At 70.8% G+C, this 21,963-nt stretch carries 22 protein-coding genes; 6 read left to right on the plus strand and 16 right to left on the minus strand.

Going from position 1 to position 21,963, the window contains the following annotated elements; all coding sequences use genetic code 11:
- Window positions 1-71 precede the first annotated feature (71 nt).
- Window positions 72-329, minus strand: coding sequence for a hypothetical protein (locus tag ACZ5WC_RS25965; RefSeq protein WP_468543197.1), 258 nt, complete (start codon window positions 327-329; stop codon window positions 72-74).
- 457 nt (window positions 330-786) lie between these two features.
- On the opposite strand from ACZ5WC_RS25965, the gene ACZ5WC_RS25970 reads away from it, so the two are divergent.
- Both ACZ5WC_RS25970 and ACZ5WC_RS25975 read left to right on the plus strand, forming a co-directional pair.
- Window positions 787-1,677, plus strand: coding sequence for an SCO4651 family lipoprotein (locus tag ACZ5WC_RS25970; RefSeq protein WP_468543060.1), 891 nt, complete (start codon window positions 787-789; stop codon window positions 1,675-1,677).
- A gap of 195 nt (window positions 1,678-1,872) precedes the next feature.
- On the plus strand, window positions 1,873-2,109 hold the full coding sequence (locus tag ACZ5WC_RS25975; protein WP_468543061.1) for a hypothetical protein: 237 nt from the start codon (window positions 1,873-1,875) through the stop codon (window positions 2,107-2,109).
- Window positions 2,110-2,319: 210 nt separating this feature from the next.
- Here ACZ5WC_RS25975 and ACZ5WC_RS25980 read toward each other — a convergent pair whose 3' ends face one another.
- On the minus strand, window positions 2,320-2,703 hold the full coding sequence (locus ACZ5WC_RS25980) for a metal-sensitive transcriptional regulator (protein ID WP_468543062.1): 384 nt from the start codon (window positions 2,701-2,703) through the stop codon (window positions 2,320-2,322).
- 287 nt (window positions 2,704-2,990) lie between these two features.
- Here ACZ5WC_RS25980 and ACZ5WC_RS25985 point away from each other — a divergent pair, with 287 nt between their 5' ends.
- Together ACZ5WC_RS25985 and ACZ5WC_RS25990 are read left to right on the plus strand one after the other, a co-directional pair.
- Complete coding sequence (locus ACZ5WC_RS25985) at window positions 2,991-3,611, plus strand: DUF47 domain-containing protein (protein ID WP_069740154.1); 621 nt, start codon at window positions 2,991-2,993, stop codon at window positions 3,609-3,611.
- A gap of 5 nt (window positions 3,612-3,616) precedes the next feature.
- Window positions 3,617-4,615 carry an inorganic phosphate transporter gene (locus tag ACZ5WC_RS25990; protein WP_311120703.1) on the plus strand — a complete coding sequence of 333 codons (999 nt, stop codon included), beginning with the start codon at window positions 3,617-3,619 and terminating at the stop codon, window positions 4,613-4,615.
- 155 nt (window positions 4,616-4,770) lie between these two features.
- Here the strand turns inward: ACZ5WC_RS25990 and pstB are convergent, their stop codons facing one another.
- The 11 genes from pstB to mshD all read right to left on the minus strand — a co-directional run bounded on the left by pstB (window position 4,771) and on the right by mshD (window position 16,629).
- On the minus strand, window positions 4,771-5,547 hold the full coding sequence (gene pstB / locus ACZ5WC_RS25995) for a phosphate ABC transporter ATP-binding protein PstB (RefSeq protein WP_468543063.1): 777 nt from the start codon (window positions 5,545-5,547) through the stop codon (window positions 4,771-4,773).
- 25 nt (window positions 5,548-5,572) lie between these two features.
- The gene (pstA, locus tag ACZ5WC_RS26000) at window positions 5,573-6,646 is read right to left on the minus strand and encodes a phosphate ABC transporter permease PstA (RefSeq protein ID WP_311120705.1); all 1,074 of its coding nucleotides are present in this window, start codon (window positions 6,644-6,646) and stop codon (window positions 5,573-5,575) included.
- Window positions 6,643-7,635 carry a phosphate ABC transporter permease subunit PstC gene (gene pstC, locus ACZ5WC_RS26005; protein WP_468543064.1) on the minus strand — a complete coding sequence of 331 codons (993 nt, stop codon included), beginning with the start codon at window positions 7,633-7,635 and terminating at the stop codon, window positions 6,643-6,645. Before pstC ends, pstA begins: the two co-directional genes overlap by 4 nt.
- 94 nt (window positions 7,636-7,729) lie before the next feature.
- Window positions 7,730-8,872: a phosphate ABC transporter substrate-binding protein PstS gene (gene pstS, locus ACZ5WC_RS26010; RefSeq protein ID WP_468543065.1), complete on the minus strand. Its 1,143-nt coding sequence runs from the start codon at window positions 8,870-8,872 to the stop codon at window positions 7,730-7,732.
- 226 nt (window positions 8,873-9,098) lie between these two features.
- Entirely contained in the window at window positions 9,099-9,578 is a 480-nt protein-coding gene (locus tag ACZ5WC_RS26015) for an NUDIX hydrolase (protein WP_468543066.1), read from the minus strand.
- Complete coding sequence (locus ACZ5WC_RS26020; protein WP_468543067.1) at window positions 9,575-10,642, minus strand: CHAD domain-containing protein; 1,068 nt, start codon at window positions 10,640-10,642, stop codon at window positions 9,575-9,577. Before ACZ5WC_RS26020 ends, ACZ5WC_RS26015 begins: the two co-directional genes overlap by 4 nt.
- Window positions 10,611-12,863, minus strand: a complete 2,253-nt coding sequence (locus ACZ5WC_RS26025; protein ID WP_096629861.1) for an RNA degradosome polyphosphate kinase — start codon at window positions 12,861-12,863, stop codon at window positions 10,611-10,613. Before ACZ5WC_RS26025 ends, ACZ5WC_RS26020 begins: the two co-directional genes overlap by 32 nt.
- Window positions 12,864-13,223: 360 nt before the next feature.
- Window positions 13,224-14,243, minus strand: coding sequence for an ABC transporter permease (locus ACZ5WC_RS26030; protein WP_468543068.1), 1,020 nt, complete (start codon window positions 14,241-14,243; stop codon window positions 13,224-13,226).
- An 11-nt stretch (window positions 14,244-14,254) separates the two neighbouring features.
- Window positions 14,255-15,193 (minus strand): ABC transporter ATP-binding protein, encoded by a 939-nt coding sequence (locus tag ACZ5WC_RS26035; RefSeq protein ID WP_468543069.1) that lies wholly within the window; start codon window positions 15,191-15,193, stop codon window positions 14,255-14,257.
- A complete protein-coding gene (locus ACZ5WC_RS26040) occupies window positions 15,190-15,609 on the minus strand; it encodes a GntR family transcriptional regulator (protein WP_468543070.1) in 420 nt (139 codons plus the stop codon). The genes ACZ5WC_RS26035 and ACZ5WC_RS26040 overlap by 4 nt, the downstream gene beginning before the upstream one ends.
- A 96-nt stretch (window positions 15,610-15,705) precedes the next feature.
- A complete protein-coding gene (gene mshD / locus ACZ5WC_RS26045; protein WP_468543071.1) occupies window positions 15,706-16,629 on the minus strand; it encodes a mycothiol synthase in 924 nt (307 codons plus the stop codon).
- 402 nt (window positions 16,630-17,031) lie between these two features.
- On the opposite strand from mshD, the gene ACZ5WC_RS26050 reads away from it, so the two are divergent.
- Window positions 17,032-18,861, plus strand: coding sequence for a bifunctional metallophosphatase/5'-nucleotidase (locus ACZ5WC_RS26050; protein ID WP_468543072.1), 1,830 nt, complete (start codon window positions 17,032-17,034; stop codon window positions 18,859-18,861).
- Between the two features lie 210 nt (window positions 18,862-19,071).
- A complete protein-coding gene (locus tag ACZ5WC_RS26055) occupies window positions 19,072-19,383 on the plus strand; it encodes a hypothetical protein (RefSeq protein WP_468543073.1) in 312 nt (103 codons plus the stop codon).
- Between the two features lie 261 nt (window positions 19,384-19,644).
- Here the strand turns inward: ACZ5WC_RS26055 and ACZ5WC_RS26060 are convergent, their stop codons facing one another.
- The 3 genes from ACZ5WC_RS26060 to ACZ5WC_RS26070 all read right to left on the minus strand — a co-directional run bounded on the left by ACZ5WC_RS26060 (window position 19,645) and on the right by ACZ5WC_RS26070 (window position 21,926).
- On the minus strand, window positions 19,645-20,397 hold the full coding sequence (locus tag ACZ5WC_RS26060; protein ID WP_468543074.1) for a hypothetical protein: 753 nt from the start codon (window positions 20,395-20,397) through the stop codon (window positions 19,645-19,647).
- Between the two features lie 350 nt (window positions 20,398-20,747).
- Entirely contained in the window at window positions 20,748-21,344 is a 597-nt protein-coding gene (locus ACZ5WC_RS26065) for a hypothetical protein (RefSeq protein WP_468543075.1), read from the minus strand.
- Window positions 21,345-21,398: 54 nt separating this feature from the next.
- Window positions 21,399-21,926 carry a hypothetical protein gene (locus tag ACZ5WC_RS26070; RefSeq protein ID WP_468543076.1) on the minus strand — a complete coding sequence of 176 codons (528 nt, stop codon included), beginning with the start codon at window positions 21,924-21,926 and terminating at the stop codon, window positions 21,399-21,401.
- Window positions 21,927-21,963: the final 37 nt, after the last annotated feature.

Consider the following 21,963-nt stretch of genomic DNA (forward strand, 5'->3'; position numbering starts at 1 on the left):
CCAGGTGCTACGAGCGCCTGGGGGAACGTGCGTGTACGGGTACCTGGCGGTCCTGTACGGGTACCCGACGGTCAGGCGGCGGCGAGGTGTTCGGCTGCGTCGGTACGGGCCCGGTCCCGGGACCTGCGCGCCGGGCCCGACCAGCCGCAGGTGCAGCGGGCCAGGCAGAACGAGCCGCGCTCGATTGTCGTGGCGCTGTGCCCCATCGGCGACGGAGCGGGAAGGGGAGGGGAAGGAGGAGCGGGAGCGGTGGGGGGAGCGGTGGGGGAAGAAGGTGAAGGGGGCGCAGGGGGTGGGGCGTGCGTCGGTGGGGTGAGGGCGGGCCGGATTTGGGTGTGCGGGACGGTGGCGGTGCGAGCGGGGGCAGGGGGTTCCTCATGCACGTGACCACGGTACTGGCGGCGGCCGGTGAACGGAGGGCCGAGTACCGGCTGCCCGCCGTGCGCTCGCCGGGCATGACGCCCACGGGTTGCCCCCCGTGTGGCCGCGGCGCATGACGCTCACCGGCTGCCCGCCCTGCGGCCCCCGCCTGGCGTGCCCCACGGCTGCCCGCTCTCCGGCCGCCGCCCGGCATGCCCCACCGGCTGCCCGCCCTGCGGCCACCGCTCCGCACAACCCACCAGCCGCACGCTGTGCGACCGCTCCGCATAGCGCCCACCGGCTGCCCGGGTACCCGCCGCCCGCCGCCCGCCGCGCCGGGGGCGGCGTGACGGGCGGCGCCGGTGGTCGTTATGCGAGGCGGGTGAGGGCTCGGGCCGGGCGGAAGTCGTTGGGGGTTGGCAGGCGATGGTGGTGCAGCAGTACAGGTACGGAGGCGGGGCCCGTGCTGCCTGCGCCCTCGCTGTGGCCGGGGTGATGGCGGTCACCGCCGGGTGCTCCAGTGGGGACGGCGGTGATGGCGGGAGCGGCGCGGGTGGCGGGTCCGGGCAGCGTCCCGTGGCCGCCGAGCGTCCGATCGATGTGCTCGGGCAGGCCGCGGACGCCCTCGTCGAGGCGGGCGGTGCGGAGGCCCGTACGTCGATGGAGACGGCGGTCGGCGGGACCCGGGTGACGATCCGGGGGCAGGGCGCGTACGACTTCCGTACACAGTTGGGGCGGCTCAAGGTGGTGCTGCCCCAGGACGCGGCGGGCAAGGACGCGGCGGGCGAGGACGGTCACCGGCCGATCACCGAGCTGCTGGCCCCCGGCGCGCTGTACATGAAGAACCGTGGCGCCGGGGTGCCCGACGACAAGTGGGTCCGGATCGACACGACCACGCTGAAGGACGGCAACCTCGTCACCGGAGGGGTTACCGATCCGATGGCCGCCGCCGAACTGCTGCGCGGGGCAGACGAGGTGACGTACGTGGGGAAGTCCGAGCTGGCCGGGGTGATGGTGCGTCACTACCGCGGCGTAGCGGACCTCGGGCGTGCCGCGCGGGGCGCCTCTCCCCTGTCACGCGGGGCGTTGAACGCGGCGGCGAAAGGGTTCAGCAACGATGCCGTCCCCTTCGACGCCTACCTCGACGACGACGGCCGGCTGCGGAAGGTACGCCACCGCTTCAGCTTCTCCTCCGAGGCCGACGGCCCTGAGGTGTCGGTCGTCTCGACGCTGCTGCTGTACGGGTTCGGGCTGCCCGTCACCGTCACCCTGCCGGACGACGACGACATCTTCACCGGCGAGATCCAGCAGGGTTGAGGGAGGGGAGGGGGAGGGGCGGGGTGGCCGGTTGGGAGGGGGCCGAAATGGTCCGTCCGTGCCATGCGCGGTGCGTATCGCGATCCCTACGCTAGGAAGCCGGTATGTGTCGGGGCCCTGGTTGTCAGGGTCCCGGTTGCCGGGGTCCCGGGTCTCCGGGGGCCCGGGCCCCCGGGTCGACGACGGCAGAGAGAGGTGACGCAGGTGGTGACGCTCAGCGCTCCGAACGCTCAGGACTGTGTGGCCCTCGCCGAGATCGAACTGTGCGGCGAGCTGATGATCGCCGCGTCGGCGGTGGCGGGCGAGGAGCGCCTCAGCCCCGACCGTATCGACGAGGTGCTCAAGGTCCGGGACGAGTCGCTCAGTGTCCGGGGCCGGGACACGGAGTCCTGGACGCCGGCCGTTCCCCGGCAGGCTGCTCGCCGGGGGTGACCCCACGCCTGTGCGCCGGACGGACCGAACGCCCCCGGTGGCCCGACGCCCCCGGGGCCCGTAGACGTCGGGCAGCCCCGTATGCCCCTGGTGGCACGTATGCCCCCTCCATGCCCCGTATGTCCCGGAGTGCGGCGGACGCGGCTCCTCGTCCCGCCCGCGCGGACCCGGCCCTCGTCGCGCCCGCCCCCCGTCGTGCCCCGCCCCGCCTTATGTACGTAGCAGTCGGGCGATCGCCTTCGTGGCCTCTTCGACCTTCGCGTCGATCTCCTCGCCGCCCTTGACCGCCGCGTCGGCGACGCAGTGGCGCAGGTGCTCCTCCAGCAGCTGGAGGGCGAAGGACTGCAGGGCCTTCGTGGAGGCCGAGACCTGGGTGAGTATGTCGATGCAGTAGACGTCCTCGTCGACCATGCGCTGGAGGCCGCGGATCTGGCCCTCGATCCGGCGCAGCCGTTTGAGGTGTTCGTCCTTCTGGTGGTGGTAGCCGTGGATGCCGCGGTCGTGGTCGGTGACGACGTCCGCGGGGACGGTCGCCTCGGGGTCCGGGGCCGCCGCGCCCGCCGATTCCGTTCCTGTGGTCCCGGTCGTGGTCATCTGCGTCCTCCGTCTGTCCTCGTGAGGCTTGTCCTCATGGGGCCCCATGAGGACCGGGGTCTTGCGGTGCTGCGTAACCGCTCTGCCGTGCCGGCCTGCCGCGCCTGTCGCGCCTGACGTCCTTATACCCCTGCCGGGTATATCGTACCGAATCCTGTCGAAACGTGACCGGGGGTCCGTACTGATCACTCTGCCCGATGGGCGACACTGAAGAACGCCGGTTAGCCGTGGCCGGATGATGCGCCTAGCATCAGCCTGACCGAACTCAATGCATCCGAGGACCCCACGTGCGCTTTCGTCTGACCCCCAGGGAGACGAGCTTCTACGACATGTTCTCCGCGTCCGCGGACAACATTGTCACGGGCTCGAAACTCCTGATGGAACTGCTCGGGGCGGATTCTGCCTCCCGAGTCGAGATCGCGGAGCGGATGCGGGCAGCGGAGCACGCGGGGGACGATGCCACCCACGCGATCTTCCACCAGCTCAACTCCTCCTTCATCACGCCGTTCGACCGCGAGGACATCTACAAGCTGGCGTCCTCGCTCGACGACATCATGGACTTCATGGAGGAGGCCGTCGACCTGGTCGTCCTCTACCAGGTCCAGGAGCTCCCCAAGGGCGTCGAGCAGCAGATCGAGGTGCTGGCCCGGGCGGCGGAACTGACCGCCGAGGCCATGCCGGGGCTGCGGACCATGGACAACCTCACGGAGTACTGGATCGAGGTCAACCGGCTGGAGAACCAGGCCGACCAGATCCACCGCAAGCTGCTCGCCCACCTCTTCAACGGCAAGTACGACGCCATGGAGGTGCTGAAGCTCAAGCAGATCGTGGACGTGCTGGAAGAGGCGGCTGACGCTTTCGAGCACGTCGCCAACACCGTGGAGACCATCGCGGTCAAGGAGTCCTGAACCTCGTGGACACCTTTGCGCTGATCGTGACCATCGGTGTCGCGCTCGGCTTCACGTATACGAACGGCTTCCACGACTCGGCGAACGCCATCGCCACCTCGGTCTCCACCCGGGCGCTGACCCCGCGTGCGGCTCTGGCGATGGCGGCGGTGATGAACCTCGCCGGTGCCTTCCTGGGCCAGGGGGTCGCCAAGACCGTCAGCGAAGGCCTCATCGCCACGCCCGTGGGGCAGAAGGGGATGGGCATCCTGTTCGCGGCGCTGGTCGGCGCGATCATCTGGAACCTCATCACCTGGTACTTCGGCCTCCCCTCCTCGTCCTCGCACGCCCTGTTCGGCGGGATGGTCGGGGCGGCGCTGGCCGGCGGTACGGATGTGATCTGGTCCGGGGTGCTGGAGAAGGTCGTCATCCCGATGTTCATCTCCCCGGTCGTCGGTCTGCTGGTCGGCTACCTGGTGATGGTCGGCATCATGTGGATGTTCCGGAACGCCAACCCGCACAAGGCCAAGCGCGGCTTCCGGATCGCGCAGACGGTCTCGGCGGCGGGCATGGCCCTCGGCCACGGTCTCCAGGACGCCCAGAAGACGATGGGCATCGTGGTGATGGCCCTGGTCATCGCCGATATCGAGGGCCCCAACGACGAGATCCCCATCTGGGTGAAGATCGCCTGTGCGGTGATGCTCTCGCTGGGTACGTACGCGGGTGGCTGGCGCATCATGCGGACCCTCGGCCGGAAGATCATCGAGCTGGACCCGCCGCAGGGCTTCGCGGCGGAGACGACCGGCGCGTCGATCATGTTCGGCTCGGCGTTCCTCTTCCACGCCCCGATCTCCACGACGCACGTCATCACCTCCGCGATCATGGGCGTCGGCGCCACGAAGCGGGTGAACGCCGTGCGCTGGGGCGTCGCGAAGAACATCATCCTCGGCTGGTTCATCACCATGCCGGCCGCGGCGCTGGTGGCCGCTCTCAGCTATGGAGCGGTGTTCCTGTTCTTCGGCTGAGCCGACCACGTACGACGTGGACGCAGACGTGGACGTACACGTGGACGTAGATGTGAAGGGGTCCGCCCCCGTTCTCCGAGGAGAACGGGGGCGGACCCTTTCGCCTTGTGGTGGCACCGCCATGCAGCACCGCAAGGCCGTCATGGGGGGGCGGATCAGCCGAAGCGACCGGAGATGTAGTCCTCCGTGGCCTGGACCGACGGGTTGGCGAAGATGCGCTCCGTCTCGTCGATCTCGATGAGCTTGCCGGGCTGGCCCACGGCCGCCAGGTTGAAGAACGCCGTACGGTCCGAGACACGGGCCGCCTGCTGCATGTTGTGCGTCACGATGACGATCGTGAAGCGCTCCTTCAGCTCGCCGATCAGGTCCTCGATGGCGAGGGTCGAGATCGGGTCGAGCGCCGAGCACGGCTCGTCCATCAGCAGGACCTGGGGCTCGACCGCGATGGCGCGGGCGATGCACAGTCGCTGCTGCTGGCCGCCGGAGAGGCCGGAGCCGGGCTTGTTGAGCCGGTCCTTGACCTCGTTCCAGAGGTTGGCGCCCTTGAGCGACTTCTCCACGATGTCCGTGAGCTCGCTCTTCTTGTGCGTGCCGTTCAGACGCAGACCCGCCGCGACGTTGTCGAAGATCGACATGGTCGGGAAGGGGTTCGGGCGCTGGAAGACCATGCCGACGGTGCGGCGGACGGCGACCGGGTCGACGTCCCTGGCGTAGAGGTTCTCGTCGTCCAGCAGCACCTTGCCCTCGACGCGACCGCCGGGGGTCACCTCGTGCATGCGGTTCAGGGTGCGCAGGAAGGTGGACTTTCCGCAGCCGGACGGGCCGATGAAGGCCGTCACGGAGCGGGGCTCGACGGTCATCGAGATGTCGTCGATCGCACGGTGCGTGCCGTAGAAGGCGCTCAGCCCGCTGACATCGATGCGCTTGGCCATGGGGATCACTTCACTTTCGGTGGCCTCAGCGGCCGGTCTGCGGGGCCTTCCAGCGGGCGATGCCGCGGGCCACCAGGTTGAGGATCATGACGAAGGCGATCAGGACCAGGGCGCCTGCCCAGGCGCGGTCGACCGAGGCCGTCGTGCCGACGGAGTACTGCTCGTACACGTACAGCGGCAGTGACGACTGCGCTCCGTCGAAGGGGTTCGGGTTGATCAGCTTCGTGCCGAAGACGAGCAGCAGGACGGGGGCGGTCTCGCCGGTGATGCGGGCCACCGCCAGCATCACACCCGTCGTGATGCCGCCGATCGCCGTCGGCAGGACCACCTTCAGGATGGTGCGCCACTGGGGTACGCCCAGGGCGAGGGAGGCCTCGCGGAGCTCGTTCGGGACGAGCTTGAGCATCTCCTCGGTGGAGCGGACGATCACCGGCATCATCAGGATCGCGAGGGCCAGGGAGCCGGCGAAGCCGGAGGGGCCGAACCCGAGCATGAGGTTCCAGGTGGCGAGGACGAAGAGACCGGCCACGATCGACGGGATGCCCGTCATGACGTCGACGAAGAAGGTGACGGCCCGGGCCAGCCTTCCCCGCCCGTACTCGACCAGGTAGACGGCGGTCAGCAGGCCGATCGGGGTGGCGATGAGCGCCGCGATGGCCACCTGCTCGATGGTGCCGAGCAGGGCGTGGTAGACGCCGCCGCCCTCCTCGGTGTCGAGGAGACCGCTCATCGAGTGCGTGAGGAAGTAGCCGTCGAGGACGGTGACGCCCTTGCTGAGGGTGATCCACGCGAGGGAGAGCAGCGGCACGATGGCCAGCAGGAAGCAGACCCAGACCAGGCTCGTGGCGACACGGTTCTTGCCCTGGCGGCTGCCCTCCACCTTCGCGGTGATGAGGTAGGTGGCGGCCACGAAGACCAGGGCGGAGATCATGCCCCACTGGGTGCGGCTGTCCAGCCCGGCCACGAACCCGATCAGGCAGCCGGTGGCCACCGAGCCGACGGCGATGGCCGCGGGGGCCCAGCGGGGCATCCTGGCGTGGGCGAGCGTGGCGTGCGACGGGGCGGCGACGGGGCGCTTTTCCTGGACGGTGTGGCTCATGCGTTGGCCCCCGAGTACTCCTTGCGGCGGGCGATGATCGCGCGGGCCGCGCCGTTGACCAGCAGGGTGATGGCGAAGAGGACCAGGCCGGAGGCGATCAGGGCGTCACGGCCGAATTCGTCCGCCTCGTTGAACTTCGCGGCGATGTTCTGGGCGAAGGTGCCGCCGCCCGGATCCAGCAGGTGTCCGGAGAGCACGAAGCTCGGGGAGAGGACGACGGCGACGGCCATCGTCTCGCCGAGCGCACGGCCCAGTCCCAGCATCGAGGCGCTGATGATGCCGGAGCGGCCGAAGGGGAGGACCGCCATCCGGATGACTTCCCAGCGGGTGGCACCGAGGGCCAGAGCGGCTTCCTCGTGCATCTTCGGCGACTGGAGGAAGACCTCACGGGTGACGTTGGTGATGATCGGCAGGATCATGATCGCCAGCAGGATGCCGACGGTGAAGAGGTTGCGGGCGGCGCCCTCGCTGGTCCGCTCGAAGATGTAGGTCCAGCCGAGGTACTCGTCCAGCCACTTGTTCAGGCCGTCGAGGTAGGGCACGAGGAAGACCACGCCCCAGAGGCCGTAGATGATGCTGGGGACCGCGGCGAGCAGGTCCACCAAATACGCTATCGGGCCGGCCAGCCGGCGCGGCGCGAAGTGCGAGATGAACAGCGCGATGCCGATGGCGACCGGCACGGCCAGCACCATCGCGATGACCGAGCTGACGATGGTGCCGAAGGCGAGGACCGCGATGCCGAAGACGGGCGGGTCGCCGGCCGGGTTCCACTCGAAGGTCGTGAGGAAGTTCGCCTCGTCCTTGGAGATCGCGAGGACGGTGCGGTAGCTGAGGAAGGCCGCGATGGCGGCCATGATCACCAGGAGGGTGATGCCGGACCCCTTGGACAGACCGAGGAAGATCCGGTCGCCGGGTCGGGCCTTGCCGCGGGGAGCGCCTGTCGGCTGCTCCGGTGGCGGCGCGTGCTTGGGTGCTGTTGCTGTTTCCATCTGATGTCTCCGGTCTGCGGAGCCGTACGGCTCCTGGCGGCGGTGCACCGGAAGGCGCGGCCGGCCCCCGGTCAGGGGGCCGGCCGCGGCCGGGTCAGGACAGGGTGGGGACGATCTCGCGGACCTTGGCCGCGATCTCGGCGGGCATCGGCGCGTAGTGCGCGTCGGTGAGGACCTTCTGGCCCTCTTCGCTGATCGCGTAGTTCAGGAACGCCTTGACGGAGGGCAGGGTCTCGGCCTTGTTGCCCTTGTCGCAGGCGATCTCGTACGTCACCAGGATGATCGGGTAGGCGCCCTCGGCCTTGGTCGCGTAGTCGAGCTCCAGGGCCACGTCGTTGCCGGTGCCCTTGATCTTGGCGGCGGCGATGGCCTTGGAGGCGTTCTCCGAGGTGGCCTCGACCGGGGCGCCGGCACCGGTGTCGATCTTGACGGTGGTCATGTCGCTGGCCGCGGCGTAGGAGAGCTCGAAGTAGCCGATGGCGCCGTTGATGTCCTTGACGGCGGAGGCGACGCCGGCCGAGCCGCTGGCCGCCTGGCCGCCCTTGGCCTCCCAGGACTTGGAGGAGGCGTCGAACTTCCAGTCGTCGGGGGCGGCGACGCTGAGGTACTTGTTCAGGTTCTGGGTCGTGCCCGACTCGTCCGAGCGGTGGAAGGCCTGGATCGCGGTGTCCGGCAGCTTCGCGTCCGGGTTGAGGTCGGCGATCGCCTTGTCGTTCCACTTGGTGATCTTCGTGTCGAAGATCTTGGCGAGGGTCGGGGCGTCGAGGACGAGCTCGTCGACACCGTCGAGCTTGAACCCGATGGCCACCGGACCGCCGACCATCGGCAGGTTGATGCCCTTGCCGCCGTCCGCGCAGATCTTCTGGGAGGCGGTGACCTCGTCGGGCTTCAGGGCGGAGTCGGAGCCCGCGAAGGCGACCTGGCCCTGGGTGAACTTGGTGATGCCGCCGCCCGAGCCGATGGGCTGGTAGTTGATCTCGACGCCGGCGCAGGCGGCCTGGAACTCCTTGACCCAGATGTCCATGGCGTTCTTCTGCGCGCTGGAGCCGGCGGCCAGGACCTGGCCCTTGGCTTCGTCGCACTTGACGTCCGACGCGGCGGTCGACTTCTCGCCGCTTCCGGAGGCGCCTCCGCTGCTGTTGTCATCCGAACCGCACGCCGTGAGGACCAGGGCGCCGGAGACGGCGAGGGCACCGAGCGCGGTTGCACGAAGCCGGTTCTTGCGCTGAAGCTTCACTTTCGGGTGTTCCTTCCAGGAGCCGCCGTGGTCAGTTCGTTCTACGACGGCGTGCGATGGGGAGGAGTGCTGTGGCTTGCCGCCGCGCACCTTGTGCGTCCGAAATTAGGCAGAACAGGTGAAGCCGCCAACGGGGGAGAGTGAACGGCAGGTGAACCGTGTCGGGCAGGTGGGTGCGGGGCCGGGCCGGCCGGGGTGATGGTCGGGACGTGGACCAGGGCCTGGATCAGGGCGCGGCGAGGGTGTCCAGCAGGGCGGTCAGCTGCTGGACGTCCCGGGGCTGGGTGAGGCGGGCGCGGGCCGCCCCCGGGGTGAGCCACAGGAGGCGGTCCACCTCGTCGTTCGCCTCGAAGGCGCCGTCCGTCGCCTCGGCCGCCCAGTAGGCGACCTCCTTGGGGCGGCCGTCCACCAGGTAGCGGGCGGTGGGGAGCCGGGTGCCCGGGGTGCAGTGGTGACCGGTCTCCTCCAGCACCTCCCGTACGGCGGCGGCCAGCGGTTCCTCGCCACGCTTCAGCTTGCCCTTGGGGAAGGACCAGTCGTCGTAGCGGGGCCGGTGGACGAGGCAGATCTCCACGCCGTGGCCGCCGGGGGCGCGGCGCCACAGGACGCAGCCCGCGGCGCGGATGGTGCCGGTCCGCGGGCGGGGCTTCGCGGGGGCGTGGCCCGTGCGGCCGGGGGGCTCGGCCCGGCCGCCGGTGGGGCTCATGGGGCCGTCATGGCCGCCGTGTACGGCCAGGTCTCCCGGAACACCGCCCGGGCCGCCTCCACCTCGTGCCGCTGGTCCGCATGGAGGACGCCCAGCGCGTACGCGGTGGCCGGGGCGATCCGGGGAGTGCGGGCCGCCGCGGCCGCCGCCGCGGCCGCCTCCACCGCGTCCCGGTGCAGGTCGAGGGCGTGCCCCGGGCCCGCCAGGGACGGGTCGGAGGCGCCCAGGACGACCTCGTGGGCGTACCGGTGCAGGCGCAGCAGCAGGCGGGCCTGGTGCCAGGGGCCGTCCTGCGCCTCGTTGTACGGCTCGGCCGCGTCGTCGGGCGGGAGGGCGGCCACCGCGGCCAGAAGGCGCTGCTCGGCGAGCTCGGCGGGTTCCAGGAGGGCTTCGGGGGCCCGGCCCGTGGTGCCGGGGGCCAGCGGGACGTCGGAGGCCAGCAGCGCCACCGCGTCGGCGACCGCGTGGAAGCGGGAGGAGCCCAGTGCCTGGAGGGCCGCGGAGTGCGCCCGGGTCCGGGCGAGGGTGAGGCGGCGTTCCAGCAGGGCGGCGGCCCGGGCGGCCCCGACCCCGAGCGCGGCGCGGCCCTGGGGACCGGCGGCGTCGGGCGCGGCGGGTCTGCCGGACCGGGCGGCCGGGAGGGTGACCCCGGAGAGCTGGTGCAGTGCCTCGACGAGCCGGGTCAGACGGGCGGCGTAGGCGTGTTCGCGGGCGAGGAGTGCGGAGAGCCAGGCCAGTTCCGTACGGAGCTGATCGGCCCAGAGCGGGTCGAGCGCACCCCGGAAGGTGTGCAGCGAGCCGCTGATCCGGCGTGCCGAGCGGCGCAGTGCGCGGGCGGCCTCCTCGGCGTCGCGTCCGCCGGCGTCCGAGGGGGCGCTGTGCTCGTGGTGCAGCCGCAGACTCCGCAGGAAGTCCGCGGCCTGCGCCCGGAGGTAGGGCGCGAGAACAGCCTCGGTGGTGAGGTCGGCGGCCGGGTGGGGGGCCTTCGCCGCCTCCGGGCTCCCGGAGCCGGCGGAGGTGGTCGTCTGCTGGTCAGGGCGTCGCACGCCGGCGCCTCCGGGCATCGATGAGCATCTCCTGGACGTGCCGCAGCGGCTGGCCGTCCGCGTCCGTGGCGTGCCGGGTCCAGTTGCCGTCGGGGCCCAGGTGCCAGGAGGAGGTGGTGTCGGCCATACCGGTCTCCAGGAGTCGGCTGAGCGCGGCGCGGTGGGCGGGGTCGGTGACCCGGACCAGGGCTTCGATCCGGCGGTCGAGGTTGCGGTGCATCATGTCGGCGCTGCCGAACCACACCTCGGGCTCGCCGCCGTTGCCGAAGGCGAAGATCCGGGAGTGTTCGAGGAAGCGGCCGAGTATGGAACGGACCCGGATGTTCTCGGAGAGACCGGCGACGCCGGGGCGGATCGCGCAGATCCCGCGCACCCAGATGTCGACGGGCACGCCCGCCTGGGCGGCGCGGTAGCAGGCGTCGATGATCGCTTCGTCGACCATCGAATTGACCTTGAACCGTACGTAGGCGGGGCGGCCCGAGCGGTGGTGGGCGATCTCCTTGTTGATCCGGGCGATCAGCCCGTCACGCAGGGACTTCGGGGCGACCAGCAGACGGCGGTAGGTCTCGCGGCGGGAGTAGCCGGAGAGCCGGTTGAACAGGTCGGAGAGATCCGCCCCGACCTGCGGGTCCGCCGTGAGCAGGCCGAGGTCCTCGTACAGCCTGGCGGTCTTGGGGTGGTAGTTGCCGGTGCCGACGTGGGAGTAGCGGCGCAGCGTGTCGCCCTCCTGGCGGACGACGAGCGAGAGCTTGCAGTGGGTCTTCAGCCCGACGAGTCCGTACACGACATGGCAGCCGGACTCCTCCAGCTTGCGGGCCCACTTGATGTTGGCCTGCTCGTCGAAGCGGGCCTTGATCTCGACGAGGACGAGGACCTGCTTGCCGGACTCGGCCGCGTCGATCAGGGCGTCCACTATCGGGGAGTCGCCGGAGGTGCGGTACAGCGTCTGCTTGATGGCCAGCACGTCCGGGTCGCCCGCCGCCTGCTCCAGGAAGGCCTGGACGGAGGTGGAGAACGAGTCGTACGGGTGGTGGAGCAGGACGTCCCGTTCGCGCAGGGCGGCGAAGATGTCGGGCGCGGAGGCGGACTCCACCTCGGCCAGGTCCCGGTGGGTGCCCGCGATGAACTTGGGGAACTTCAGCTCCGGCCGGTCCAGCGAGGCGATGGCGAAGAGTCCGGTGAGGTCGAGCGGCCCGGGCAGCGGGTAGACCTCCGCGTCGGACACCTTCAGCTCGCGGACCAGCAGATCGAGGACGTACGGGTCGATGGACTCCTCGACCTCCAGCCGGACCGGCGGGCCGAAGCGGCGGCGCATGAGCTCCTTCTCCAGCGCCTGGAGCAGGTTCTCCGCGTCGTCCTCCTCGACCTCCAGGTCCTCGTTCCTGGTGACCCGGAACATGTGGTGCGCCAGCACCTCCATCCCCGGGAACAGCTCCTCCAGGTGTGCCGCGATGACGTCCTCGATGGGCACGTACCGCTGCGGGGACGCCTCCAGGAAGCGGGTCAGCAGCGGCGGGACCTTGACGCGTGCGAAGTGCCGGTGGCCGCTGACCGGGTTGCGGACGACGACGGCGAGGTTGAGGGAGAGCCCGGAGATGTACGGGAAGGGGTGCGCGGGGTCGACGGCCAGCGGGGTCAGGACCGGGAAGACGCGCTGCCGGAAGAAGGTGAACAGCCGGGCCTGCTCCTTCTCGGTCAGGTCCGGCCAGCGGATCAGCTGGATGCCCTCGTCGGACAGGGCCGGGGCGATGTCCTGCTGGAAGCAGGCCGCGTGCCGGGCCATGAGCTCGCGCGAGCGGGTCCAGATCAGGTCGAGGACCTCGCGGGGCTGGAGCCCGGAGGCGGAGCGGGTGGCGACGCCGGTGGCGATGCGGCGTTTGAGACCGGCCACCCGGACCATGAAGAACTCGTCGAGGTTCGAGGCGAAGATGGCGAGGAAGTTAGCCCGTTCGAGGACGGGTGTGGCCGGGTCCTCGGCCAGCTCCAGCACACGTTCGTTGAACGCGAGCCAGCTGCGCTCCCGGTCCAGGAAACGGCCCTGGGGCAGCTCGTCGCCGTCCCGGTCGGGCTCGTACGCGTCCGCGTCGGCGTCGAGGTCGGGGTCCAGGTCGGCGGCGGTGGAGAAGCCGACCCCGTTGGACGCGGGGCCGGCCACGGCGTGCGGCCGGTGCGCGGCGAGCGAGCCGACGGACGGCTGGGCGGGCTGGACCGGGACCTCGGAGCTGGGCTGCTGGCTCATAGGCCCATTGTTCCGCGTGGAGGGCCCCTCGGTCGCGTCGGAGCCGGGAAAGATCGCGGAAGGCCCGGGAAACCCGAGGGCGCGGTCCGGGGCGCCTGGGGAGGCGCCGCCCCGGGCTCTCCCGTTGCGGCGGGGGGCGGGCACAGCTGGCTGCATTCCGCGAGGGTCGCAAGGGTGTCTGAATGGCCGGTAACGGCGACATGACGTCCAGGAAGCGGTGTGCCTGCGGATCGGGCGCGGACGGGCCTGGATCGAGCCTGAGATCGGGTCTGAGATCGGGCCCGTGGTGACCGTACGTGTTCGTCGTCCGGGCCCACCCCTCGTAGGGCCCGGACGACGGCTGCTGCCGGACGCCTCCGCTCAGCCGTGCAGGCGGCGCAGGGCCCGGAAGGCGAGGAACACGGCGAGCGCGGCGAGGGCCAGCAGGATGCCGGTCTCGACGAGCTGGAGGGGCCAGTAGTGCGAGGCGGGGTGGTACTCGATGAAGTCGCTGACGGCGCCCCGGTCGCGCAGGCAGGCTTCGATGTGCTGCGCCAGGTCGACGTCGTAGTTCTGCGCCAGGTCGGCGTCGTAGCAGTCCTGCCAGTACAGCCTCTTGCCCGACGCGGTGACCATGCCCGCATCGATGGACCAGTCCCCGGCGGAGAAGGACCTGAATGCGTCCTGGTCCGTCCGGAACACGGCGGGCCACAGCTCGTGCCGCCGCTTGTCCAGCCCGAACGCGACCGCCCAGAGGACGAGGGCGGTGAGGGACATGGACAGCAGGGTGCGACGGACGAGGACCGCGCACAGGGCGCCGACCGCCACGGCGAGCAGCACGTAGCCGAGGAGGGCGGGCCCGGTGCCCGGGAAGACGCCGGAGCCGTACCAGGTGGTCCGGTTCGAGTACGGGTACCCCCTGACCGCCCACAGGCCCCAGCGGTAGACGACGACCAGCACCGCCAGGCCGCTGACTCCCAGCGCGGCGGGCACCGCCAGCCGGGCGGCGAGCCAGCGGGCGGGGGAGACCGACTGGGCCCAGGCCAGCCGGAAGGTGCCGCTCTCCAGTTCACGGGCGATGAGCGGGCCCGCCACGAAGACGCCGACGAGGGCGGCCAGGAGGAGCAGCACCGTGCCGCCGTCGGCGAGGAAGGTCTCGGTGGACGTACGGGCGTAGCTGGGCTGGTAGACGGGGCCGCCGCACGGGGTGGTGTCGCCGTCGGCGCACAGCTCCTTCGCGGACGCCATCCAGACACGGAGGGCCACGACGACGCCGATGCCGAGCACCAGCAGGCCGCCCGCCGCCCAGAGGGCCTTGCGGTGCAGACGCAGCACCACGCGGGCGGACCCGCGCAGAGAGGCGCGGCCTGTGGCGGGGGCGCTCGTGGGGGGAGAGCTCATGGTGGAGACGCTCATGCCGACGCCACCGCCTCACGGGCCTCGCCCGGGACGGCGCTCGCGCTCGGGGTGAGCAGGGGCGGGGCGTCCGGTGAGCGGAGGTGGGCGAGGAGCAGGTCCTCCAGGGAGGGTTCCGTGACGGACCACAGGGAGTCGTCCACGGGGCCCTCCTTCCGTATCAGAGCGGTGAGCTGACGGCCCGTCGTACGGGACTCGACAGCGGTGTGCGGGGCCAGGTCGCGCCCTGCCTGCCCGGTGATCAGGGCGTGGGCGGAGACGATGTCCTCGGCCTCACCGCCGAGCCGGACGCGCCCGCCGTCCACGAACAGCAGGAAGTCGCAGGCGCCCTCCAGCTCGGTGAGGATGTGCGAGGACATCACGACGGTGGTCCCGTGCTCGGCGGTCTCCGCCATCAGCGCGCCCATCAGCTCGTGCCGGGCGAGAGGGTCGAGGTCGGCCATCGGCTCGTCCAGCAGCATCAGTTCGGGCCGCTTGCCGAGCGCGAGGGCCAGGGCGAGCCGGGTGCGCTGTCCGCCGGAGAGCGTACGGACGCGGGCCTGCCGCGGCAGCGGTCCGGCGATCCGGTCGGCGGTGGCACGGTCCCAGCGCGCCGGGTTCAGCTCGCCGCCCGCCCACAGCGTGTCGGCGACCGTGAGCTGCGGGTACAGCGGCTTGTCCTGGGGGACGTACGCGATGCGCTCGCGTACGTCGGCGGGGCCGGTGGGACCGGCGGGACCGGTGGAGCCGAGGACGGTCAGGGAGCCGGCGCTCGGCCGGGCTGACCCGGCCGCCAGGTTCAGCAGGGTCGACTTGCCCGCGCCGTTGGGCCCGACGAGGGCGCAGACGCGTCCGGCGGGCAGCCGGAACGAGCAGTCGTGCAGGGCGCGGCGGCCGCCGCCCCCGCGCCCGTAGGTCATGCCGAGGCCGTGTGCCTCGATCGCGACGCCGGTCATCGTTCCTGGTCCCCCTTGTACGTGCTGTCCAGTACGGCGGTGACGAGTGCGGCGACGTCGTCCCGCTCCAGCCCGGCCGCCCGCGCCCGGCGGGCCCAGTCGGCGAGTTCGGTGCGCAGCGGCGAGTCGGCGGCGGTCGCCTCGGCCGCGCCGCCCAGCGTCCTGCGGACGAAGGTGCCGAGCCCGCGGCGGGCCTCGACGAGTCCTTCGCGCTCCAGCTCCCGGTACGCCTTGAGGACGGTGTTCGGGTTGATGGCGGTGGCCTCCACGACTTCGCGGGCGGTCGGCAGCCGGTCGCCCGGTTCGAGGACGCCCAGGCGCAGGGCCTGCTTCGTCTGCTGGACGATCTGGAGATAGGTGGCGACGCCGCTGCGCCGGTCGATTCGGAACTCGACCGCTGCGGACTCGGTTGCCATGCGCTGCACCACCCTTTCACTAATTGAGTAGTGAAAGGGTGGTGCAAAAGAGGGGCGGCGTCAAGTGACGCCGCCCCGGACCGGTCTGGCGGGAGGTCAGGACTCCGTGCGGTACATCAGATCCACCTCGTGCGTGGTGAAGCCCATCCGCTCGTACACCGTCACGGCCGCCGTGTTGTCCGCGTCCACGTAGAGCATCGCGGTGGGCAGCGCCTCGGAGGCCAGATGGTGCAGGCCGATCGCGGTCAGCGCCTTGCCGAGGCCGCCGCCCTGGGCGTCGGGCGTCACGCCGACCACGTACACCTCACCGAGCTGCTCCTCGGCGTGCACCTTCGTCCAGTGGAAGCCCACGATCGCCCCGTCCCGCTCGGCCAGGAAGAAGCCCTTCGGGTCGAACCAGGGCTCCGCCTTGCGGTCGTCCAGGTCCTGCTGGGTCAGCGAGCCCTGCTCGGGGTGGTGAGCGAAAGCGGCGCGGTTCACCGCGAGCCAGGCTTCGTCGTCACGGCCCGGCTCGAAGGTCCGTACGGTGACGCCTTCGGGCAGTACGGGCTCCGCGAGGTCGAGGGGGGTCAGGCTCCGCCGGAGCTGGCGCAGTTCGCGGAAGAGGGAGAGGCCGAGGACCTGTGCCAGGTGGCGGGCCGCCGAGCTGCCGCCGTGCGCCCAGACCCGCAGCCGCTTGCCGGTCGCGGCGAGGAGGGCGGCGCCCAGGGCCCGGCCGTGCCCGCTGCCGCGCCGCGCGGGGTGGACGACCAGCTCGGCGGCCGGGGCCTCGACCGGGTCGACATCCTCCAACTGGGCGTATCCGGCGAGCTCGCCGTCCACGGTGAGCAGGAAGTGCCGTACGCCGTCGCGGTGTCCGCCCCGGATTCGGAGCCGCCCCTGCTCGGAGACCGCCTGCCGGCCGTCGGACCCGGCCGCCTCGGTGAGCAGGGCGAGGACGGCCTCGGCCTGGTCGGGGTCGAGTGCGTCGAGGGCCTGAATCTCGCGTCCGGGGGCGGGGAGGGGTACGTCAGTCGTCATGAGGACGAGCGTACGGGGAGCGGGTGCGGGTACGGGTGCTACGCCGGGGGTGTACGTCCCGGAACCGGGGGCGGGAGGGCCCGGGCGGCCGGGCGGCCGGAGTGGGCGGGCCGGTGGAACGGTGGGGTGGTGGGAGCGGAGGGCGGCCGGAGTGGGCGGGGCGGCCGGTTCGTGGCGCCCGTTTGGCCGGATGGCAACCAGGTCGTAACCCCGAACACCTGTTGCGCTACGCGCGTTGACTCTAGGCTGCGGGACGCAGGATTCCCGACGTGTGCCGCCGCAAGTGACAACCAGTGACAGCTACGACAGCTTCCGCAGCTGCGTCGGCTACGACACCGGTGGCACCGGCGGCACCGACGGCGCACCTGTGAGACCACGACCACTGACACCACAAGGGGACCGATGTCAGCGACTCCGCAGAAGAACCGTGCGTCCCGGCGGGTGATCGCCGCCGCGGCCGGTCTGGCCACCGTGGGCGCGCTCATCGCCGCGATGCCGGCCGGCGCTCATGACCGGGGCAACGGCAACGGCCACGGCCACGGGCATGGGCACGGCCACAAGTCCCGCACCGTCGACGTGCAGTTGCTGTCCTTCAACGACCTGCACGGCAACCTGGAGCCCCCGTCCGGCTCCGCGGGTACGGTCAAGAAGACGCACGCGGACGGCACGGTGGAGGCGATCCCGGCCGGTGGCGTCGAGTACCTGGCGACCTCGCTGCGCACCGCGCGCAAGGGCAACCCGTACTCCGTCACGGCCGCCGGCGGCGACATGGTCGGCGCGAGCCCGCTGCTGTCGGGCCTCTTCCACGACGAGCCGACGATCGAGGCGCTCAACAAGCTGAAGCTGGACGTCACGGCAGTCGGCAACCACGAGTTCGACGAGGGCGCCACCGAACTGGCCCGCCTCCAGAACGGCGGCTGCCACCCGGTCGAGGGCTGCTACGAGAAGGGCAGGAAGTTCAAGGGAGCGGACTTCCCCTACCTGGCGGCCAACGTCACCAAGGAGAAGACCGGCAGGCCGCTGCTGAAGCCGTACACGATATGGAAGAAGAAGGGCGTCAAGATCGGCTTCATCGGCGTCACCCTGGAGGGTACGCCGGACATCGTCACCGCCAACGGCGTCAAGGGCCTCAAGTTCCACGACGAGGTCAAGACGATCAACAAGTACGCCAAGGAGCTGGACCGCAAGGGCGTCAAGTCCATCGTGGCCCTGATCCACGAGGGCGGGGCCCCGGCCTCGACCTCGTACAACTACGACTGCGACAGCCCCGGCGCGGGTGACGGCATCTCCGGCCCGATCGTCGACATCGCCAAGGGCATCACGCCGAAGGTGGACGCCCTGGTCACGGGCCACACCCACCAGGCGTACGTCTGCACGATCCCCGACCCGTCGGGCAAGCCGCGCATGGTCACCTCGGCCTCGTCCTTCGGCAAGCTCTACACGGACACCACGCTCACCTACGACCGCCGCACCAAGGACATCGTCCGTACGTCGGTGAAGTCCGCGAACCACGTGGTGACCCGGGACCAGCCCAAGGCCGCCGACATGACGCGCCTGATCGACCGCTGGAACAAGCTCGCCGCCCCGGTCGCCAACAAGGCGCAGGGCTGGATCACCGCCGACATCAACGGCCGCGGCTCCACGGCCCCCGAGAAGCCGCTCGGCAACGTCATCGCCGACGCCCAGCTCGAAGGCCTCGCCCCGGCCGACAAGGGCGGCGCGGAAGTCGCGTTCATGAACCCGGGCGGTATCCGCTCGGACCTCGTGTACGAGGCGTCCGGCAGTGAGGGCGACGGGGTCGTCACGTACGGCGAGACCTTCACCGTCCAGCCGTTCACCAACATGATGAACGTCGTCGACCTGACCGGCGCCCAGCTGATCACCGCCCTCCAGCAGCAGGTCAGCGGTGCCAACGAGGCCGCCCCGAAGATCCTCCAGGTCTCCAGGGGCCTCACCTACACCCTGGACCTGACGAAGACCGGCGCGGACCGCGTGGTCACCGACACCATCAAGCTCAACGACGAGCCGATCGATCCGGCGCGCACCTACCGCGTCGCGATGAACGAGTTCCTCGCGGGCGGCGGCGACGGCTTCCCGGTCCTGGGCCAGGGCACGAACAAGCTGGTCGGCGCGTCCGACCTGGACCTGTTCAACGCCTACCTGGCGACCCACGCCACGGCCTCGTCCCCGCTGGCACCGCCGGCCACGGACCGGATCACGGTCGTCGAGTAGCCATCTGTAGCCACCTGTAGCTACCTGTGACTGCCTGACTCCTGGCGCAGGAGGGGCGGTGGGCCTTCGGGCCTGCCGCCCCTCCCTCGTTTCCCGTGAGCTCCCCGAAGCCCATGGTGAGCAACTCGGCTCGGGAGGCCGTTCGTTGCAGCAGCCTTCGGCACCGGCCGAGCGGGGCCGTGCAGGATGGGCGGCGGTACGCTTCGACGCGTGACGACAGCCCACACCAGCGATGCCCAGCTGAACCGGCTATGGGGCGCCGTGTGTGCCTTCGCCGGGCTCTTTCTTCTCGTATGGGCTCTGTCCTGGGTCAAGGCGAGCGTGCTCGACCAGGACCTGCACAATCGCTGCGGGGAACTGCACACAGCAAGTTTCCCCTTCGAGAAGTCCTGCACGTACGAGGACGGCACGGTTGAGAACGCGAACAGCTGGCTCTTCGAAGGGATCTTCTTCGGCTCACTGGCCGCAGCCCTGGCCTGTCTGACAGTCGTGTTCACGATCGAGGCGAGCCGGAGGAAGTAGCAAGGAGTCCTGTTCCGGCTGCGGTCGACGCACCCCGAGCCGAGGAGGAGTGCCGCCTCGGCGTGCTTGTGCTCGCGGCGGGAGCCGGGGTCGGGCGCTCCGTCGGCCCAGCACGATACGCGGCCCGAACGTGAGGCGCGGGCCCGCCGGAGCGTCGCCCGACCGGCCCCGGCGGCGGGGGCGCGGGCGGTGCGGGCTCCGTGCGGTTCCATGGCGTACGCCTCCGGGACGCCGACCCCCTTCGCGGAGGTCCGAGGCAGGTCAGGGACGGTACAGCGACGTCAGGCCGGTCACCTGACCCGCACTGTCGAACTCCAGGTCGTACCCGATGCCGTCGGAGAGTGCGGGGTCGAGCCGGTTGATCAGGGTGACCAGCTCGGCGGGGGAGTACCCGAGCAGCTCGGCACGGCTGGTGCCGGCCACCTCGCCGCGAACCGGGACCGCCAGCAGCAGCCGGCCGTTCTCGGCCATGGGCACCGTCGTGAAGGCACCCGTGCCCGGGGTGATCTCCCAGGTGTCGAACCGGGTGTTGATCTTCTTCTGGGCGGTCCGCACGGACAGGTAGGTGCGCCCGTCGCTGGTCCAGGCCCTGCTGATGGTCACGAACTGCTCGGTGCCGGCGAAGGGGGCCTTGGCGGTCGCCACCGAGGTGTCTTTGGAGCCTGCCGGGGTGCTCTCGGCGCCTGCCGGGGCTGTCGGCGCGGAGGACGGGGCGGCAGCCCCGGCGGACTTCTTGTCGGCGTCCGTCCGGAAAGTCGTCTTGTCGGCCTGCGAGGGCGGTGTGGTCTGCTGCTGGCCGCTCGTGGCGGGAGGGACGGCCTTGTCGCCGTCCTCGGACCGGGCGCCGTCCGTTGCGTCCGTCGTGTCGTCGGCCGTGGGGGATGAAACCGGCTTGGCGGCCGCGGCGGGGGCCGAGTGGTCTGCGGTCTGCTGGCCGCAGCCGGTCAGAACGAGCGTGCTGAGAGCGATAGCGGTGAGCCAGCCCTTGGCGATGTGGCGGCGGGAAGCGTTCATTGTCAACTGCTCCTATTGATCAGCGTGTTTGGGTTACACACTCTCTACGCCCCACATCGGCCCCGGGGTTGCATCCGATCCGATGTATTTTCCTTCGACTTCTACGCCGTTCCGCCCCAGCCCGCCTCCTCCAGAAAACGAGAGAGATCCCACCGGCAATGAAAGCCGGTGGGATCCCGAAAGCTGTTCCCGAGTGAGCATGCTGAAGACTGGAGAGATGGTGTCGATATTTCCATGGGGGAGGCGTTCTGCTCGGTCAGAGCTCACTCGAAGGCGGTCAGTGGCCGGTCAGTGGCCGTTCAGCGGCGGGTCAGTGGCGGGTCAGCGGCCGGTAAGTGGTCCGTCGGCAGTCACTCCACGGACAGCCAGTGCGCTTCCCGCAGCGACTGAACCCGGCCCTCACCGTCGTAATCGAGCGCGAACACCCACTGTGGACCCGCGCGCAGCCGGTCCACCAATTCGCCTACCCGCATGTCCCTCGCCTCGCCACCTGCCACATGCTCGACTTCGACCGGAGTTTCCGGTTTCAGGGTCATTCTGTGGACCACTCCGGTGGGAATAGCGACACCATTCCCGGCGCGAACCTGTGCCACGGTCACCTGAACCAGATTCTCCTTGAGTGGCACCGCGTGGTAAACGAAACCGAGTTCGCTCGCATATTCCTCCCCCGGTGCGGGCGTCGGGGTCGCGAACAGGGAGACGCTCGCTGCTGCCGTCGGCTTCGCGGCGGACGGTACCGCCTCCGGTCCGAGCCGGGTCACCGACAGGACTCCCATGGCCAGGGCTGCCGCCATCACCACGCCGCCCGAGGCCCGAGCCGTCCGCTTGCGCTGCCGACGCCGGTCCCCGCGCGCCCGGACCTGCTCCGCGACCAGCGGCGCGGCGTACCGCTGCCCCGACGTGGCAAGGTCGGCGAGCCGGCTCTCCAGACCGCTCTCATCGGCCATGCCCCACCTCCGCTGCGGGCCTCGGCAGCTCCCGGCGTACCCGGTTCACCCGGCTCACGGCTTGTACAGTGACTGCAACTTGGTGACCTGGCCCTCTCCGTCGAAGCTCAGGTCGAACCCGGAGTCTTCGCGGATCCGGGAGTCCAATCGCGTCAGCAGGGTGACGAACTCGGCCTGCGTGGTCGGCACCGGTTCACCGCGCCCGGCCTCCGGGGCGGCGTCGCCGCGGATCGGCACGGTCAGCAGCACCCGGGCGTCCTTCGCCATGGTCACCGTGACGAATTCACCTGTGCCGGGGACGATCTGCCAGGTGTCGAACTGGGTGTTCACCTTCTTCTCGGCGGACCGCATCGACAGCTTGGTCAGTCCGTCCTCGGTCCAGGCCTTGTCGATCGTCACGAACTGCTTGGTACCGGCGAAAGGGCTTGCGGCCGATTCGCCGGTCGCTGCGGTGGCCGTCGCTCCCACGGGGGAGGGCTCCGCGGGACCCGCGGTCGCCCCGCCGCAGCCGGTCAGGACAAGGGCGCCGAAGGCGACGACGGTGAGCAGGCGCAACGCGGCTTGGCGGCGTGAGGTGTGCATGGTCAACGTTCTCCTGGAAACCGGTGCGGGCGGGGTA

Source organism: Streptomyces sp. NPDC033165 (assembly GCF_055577965.1).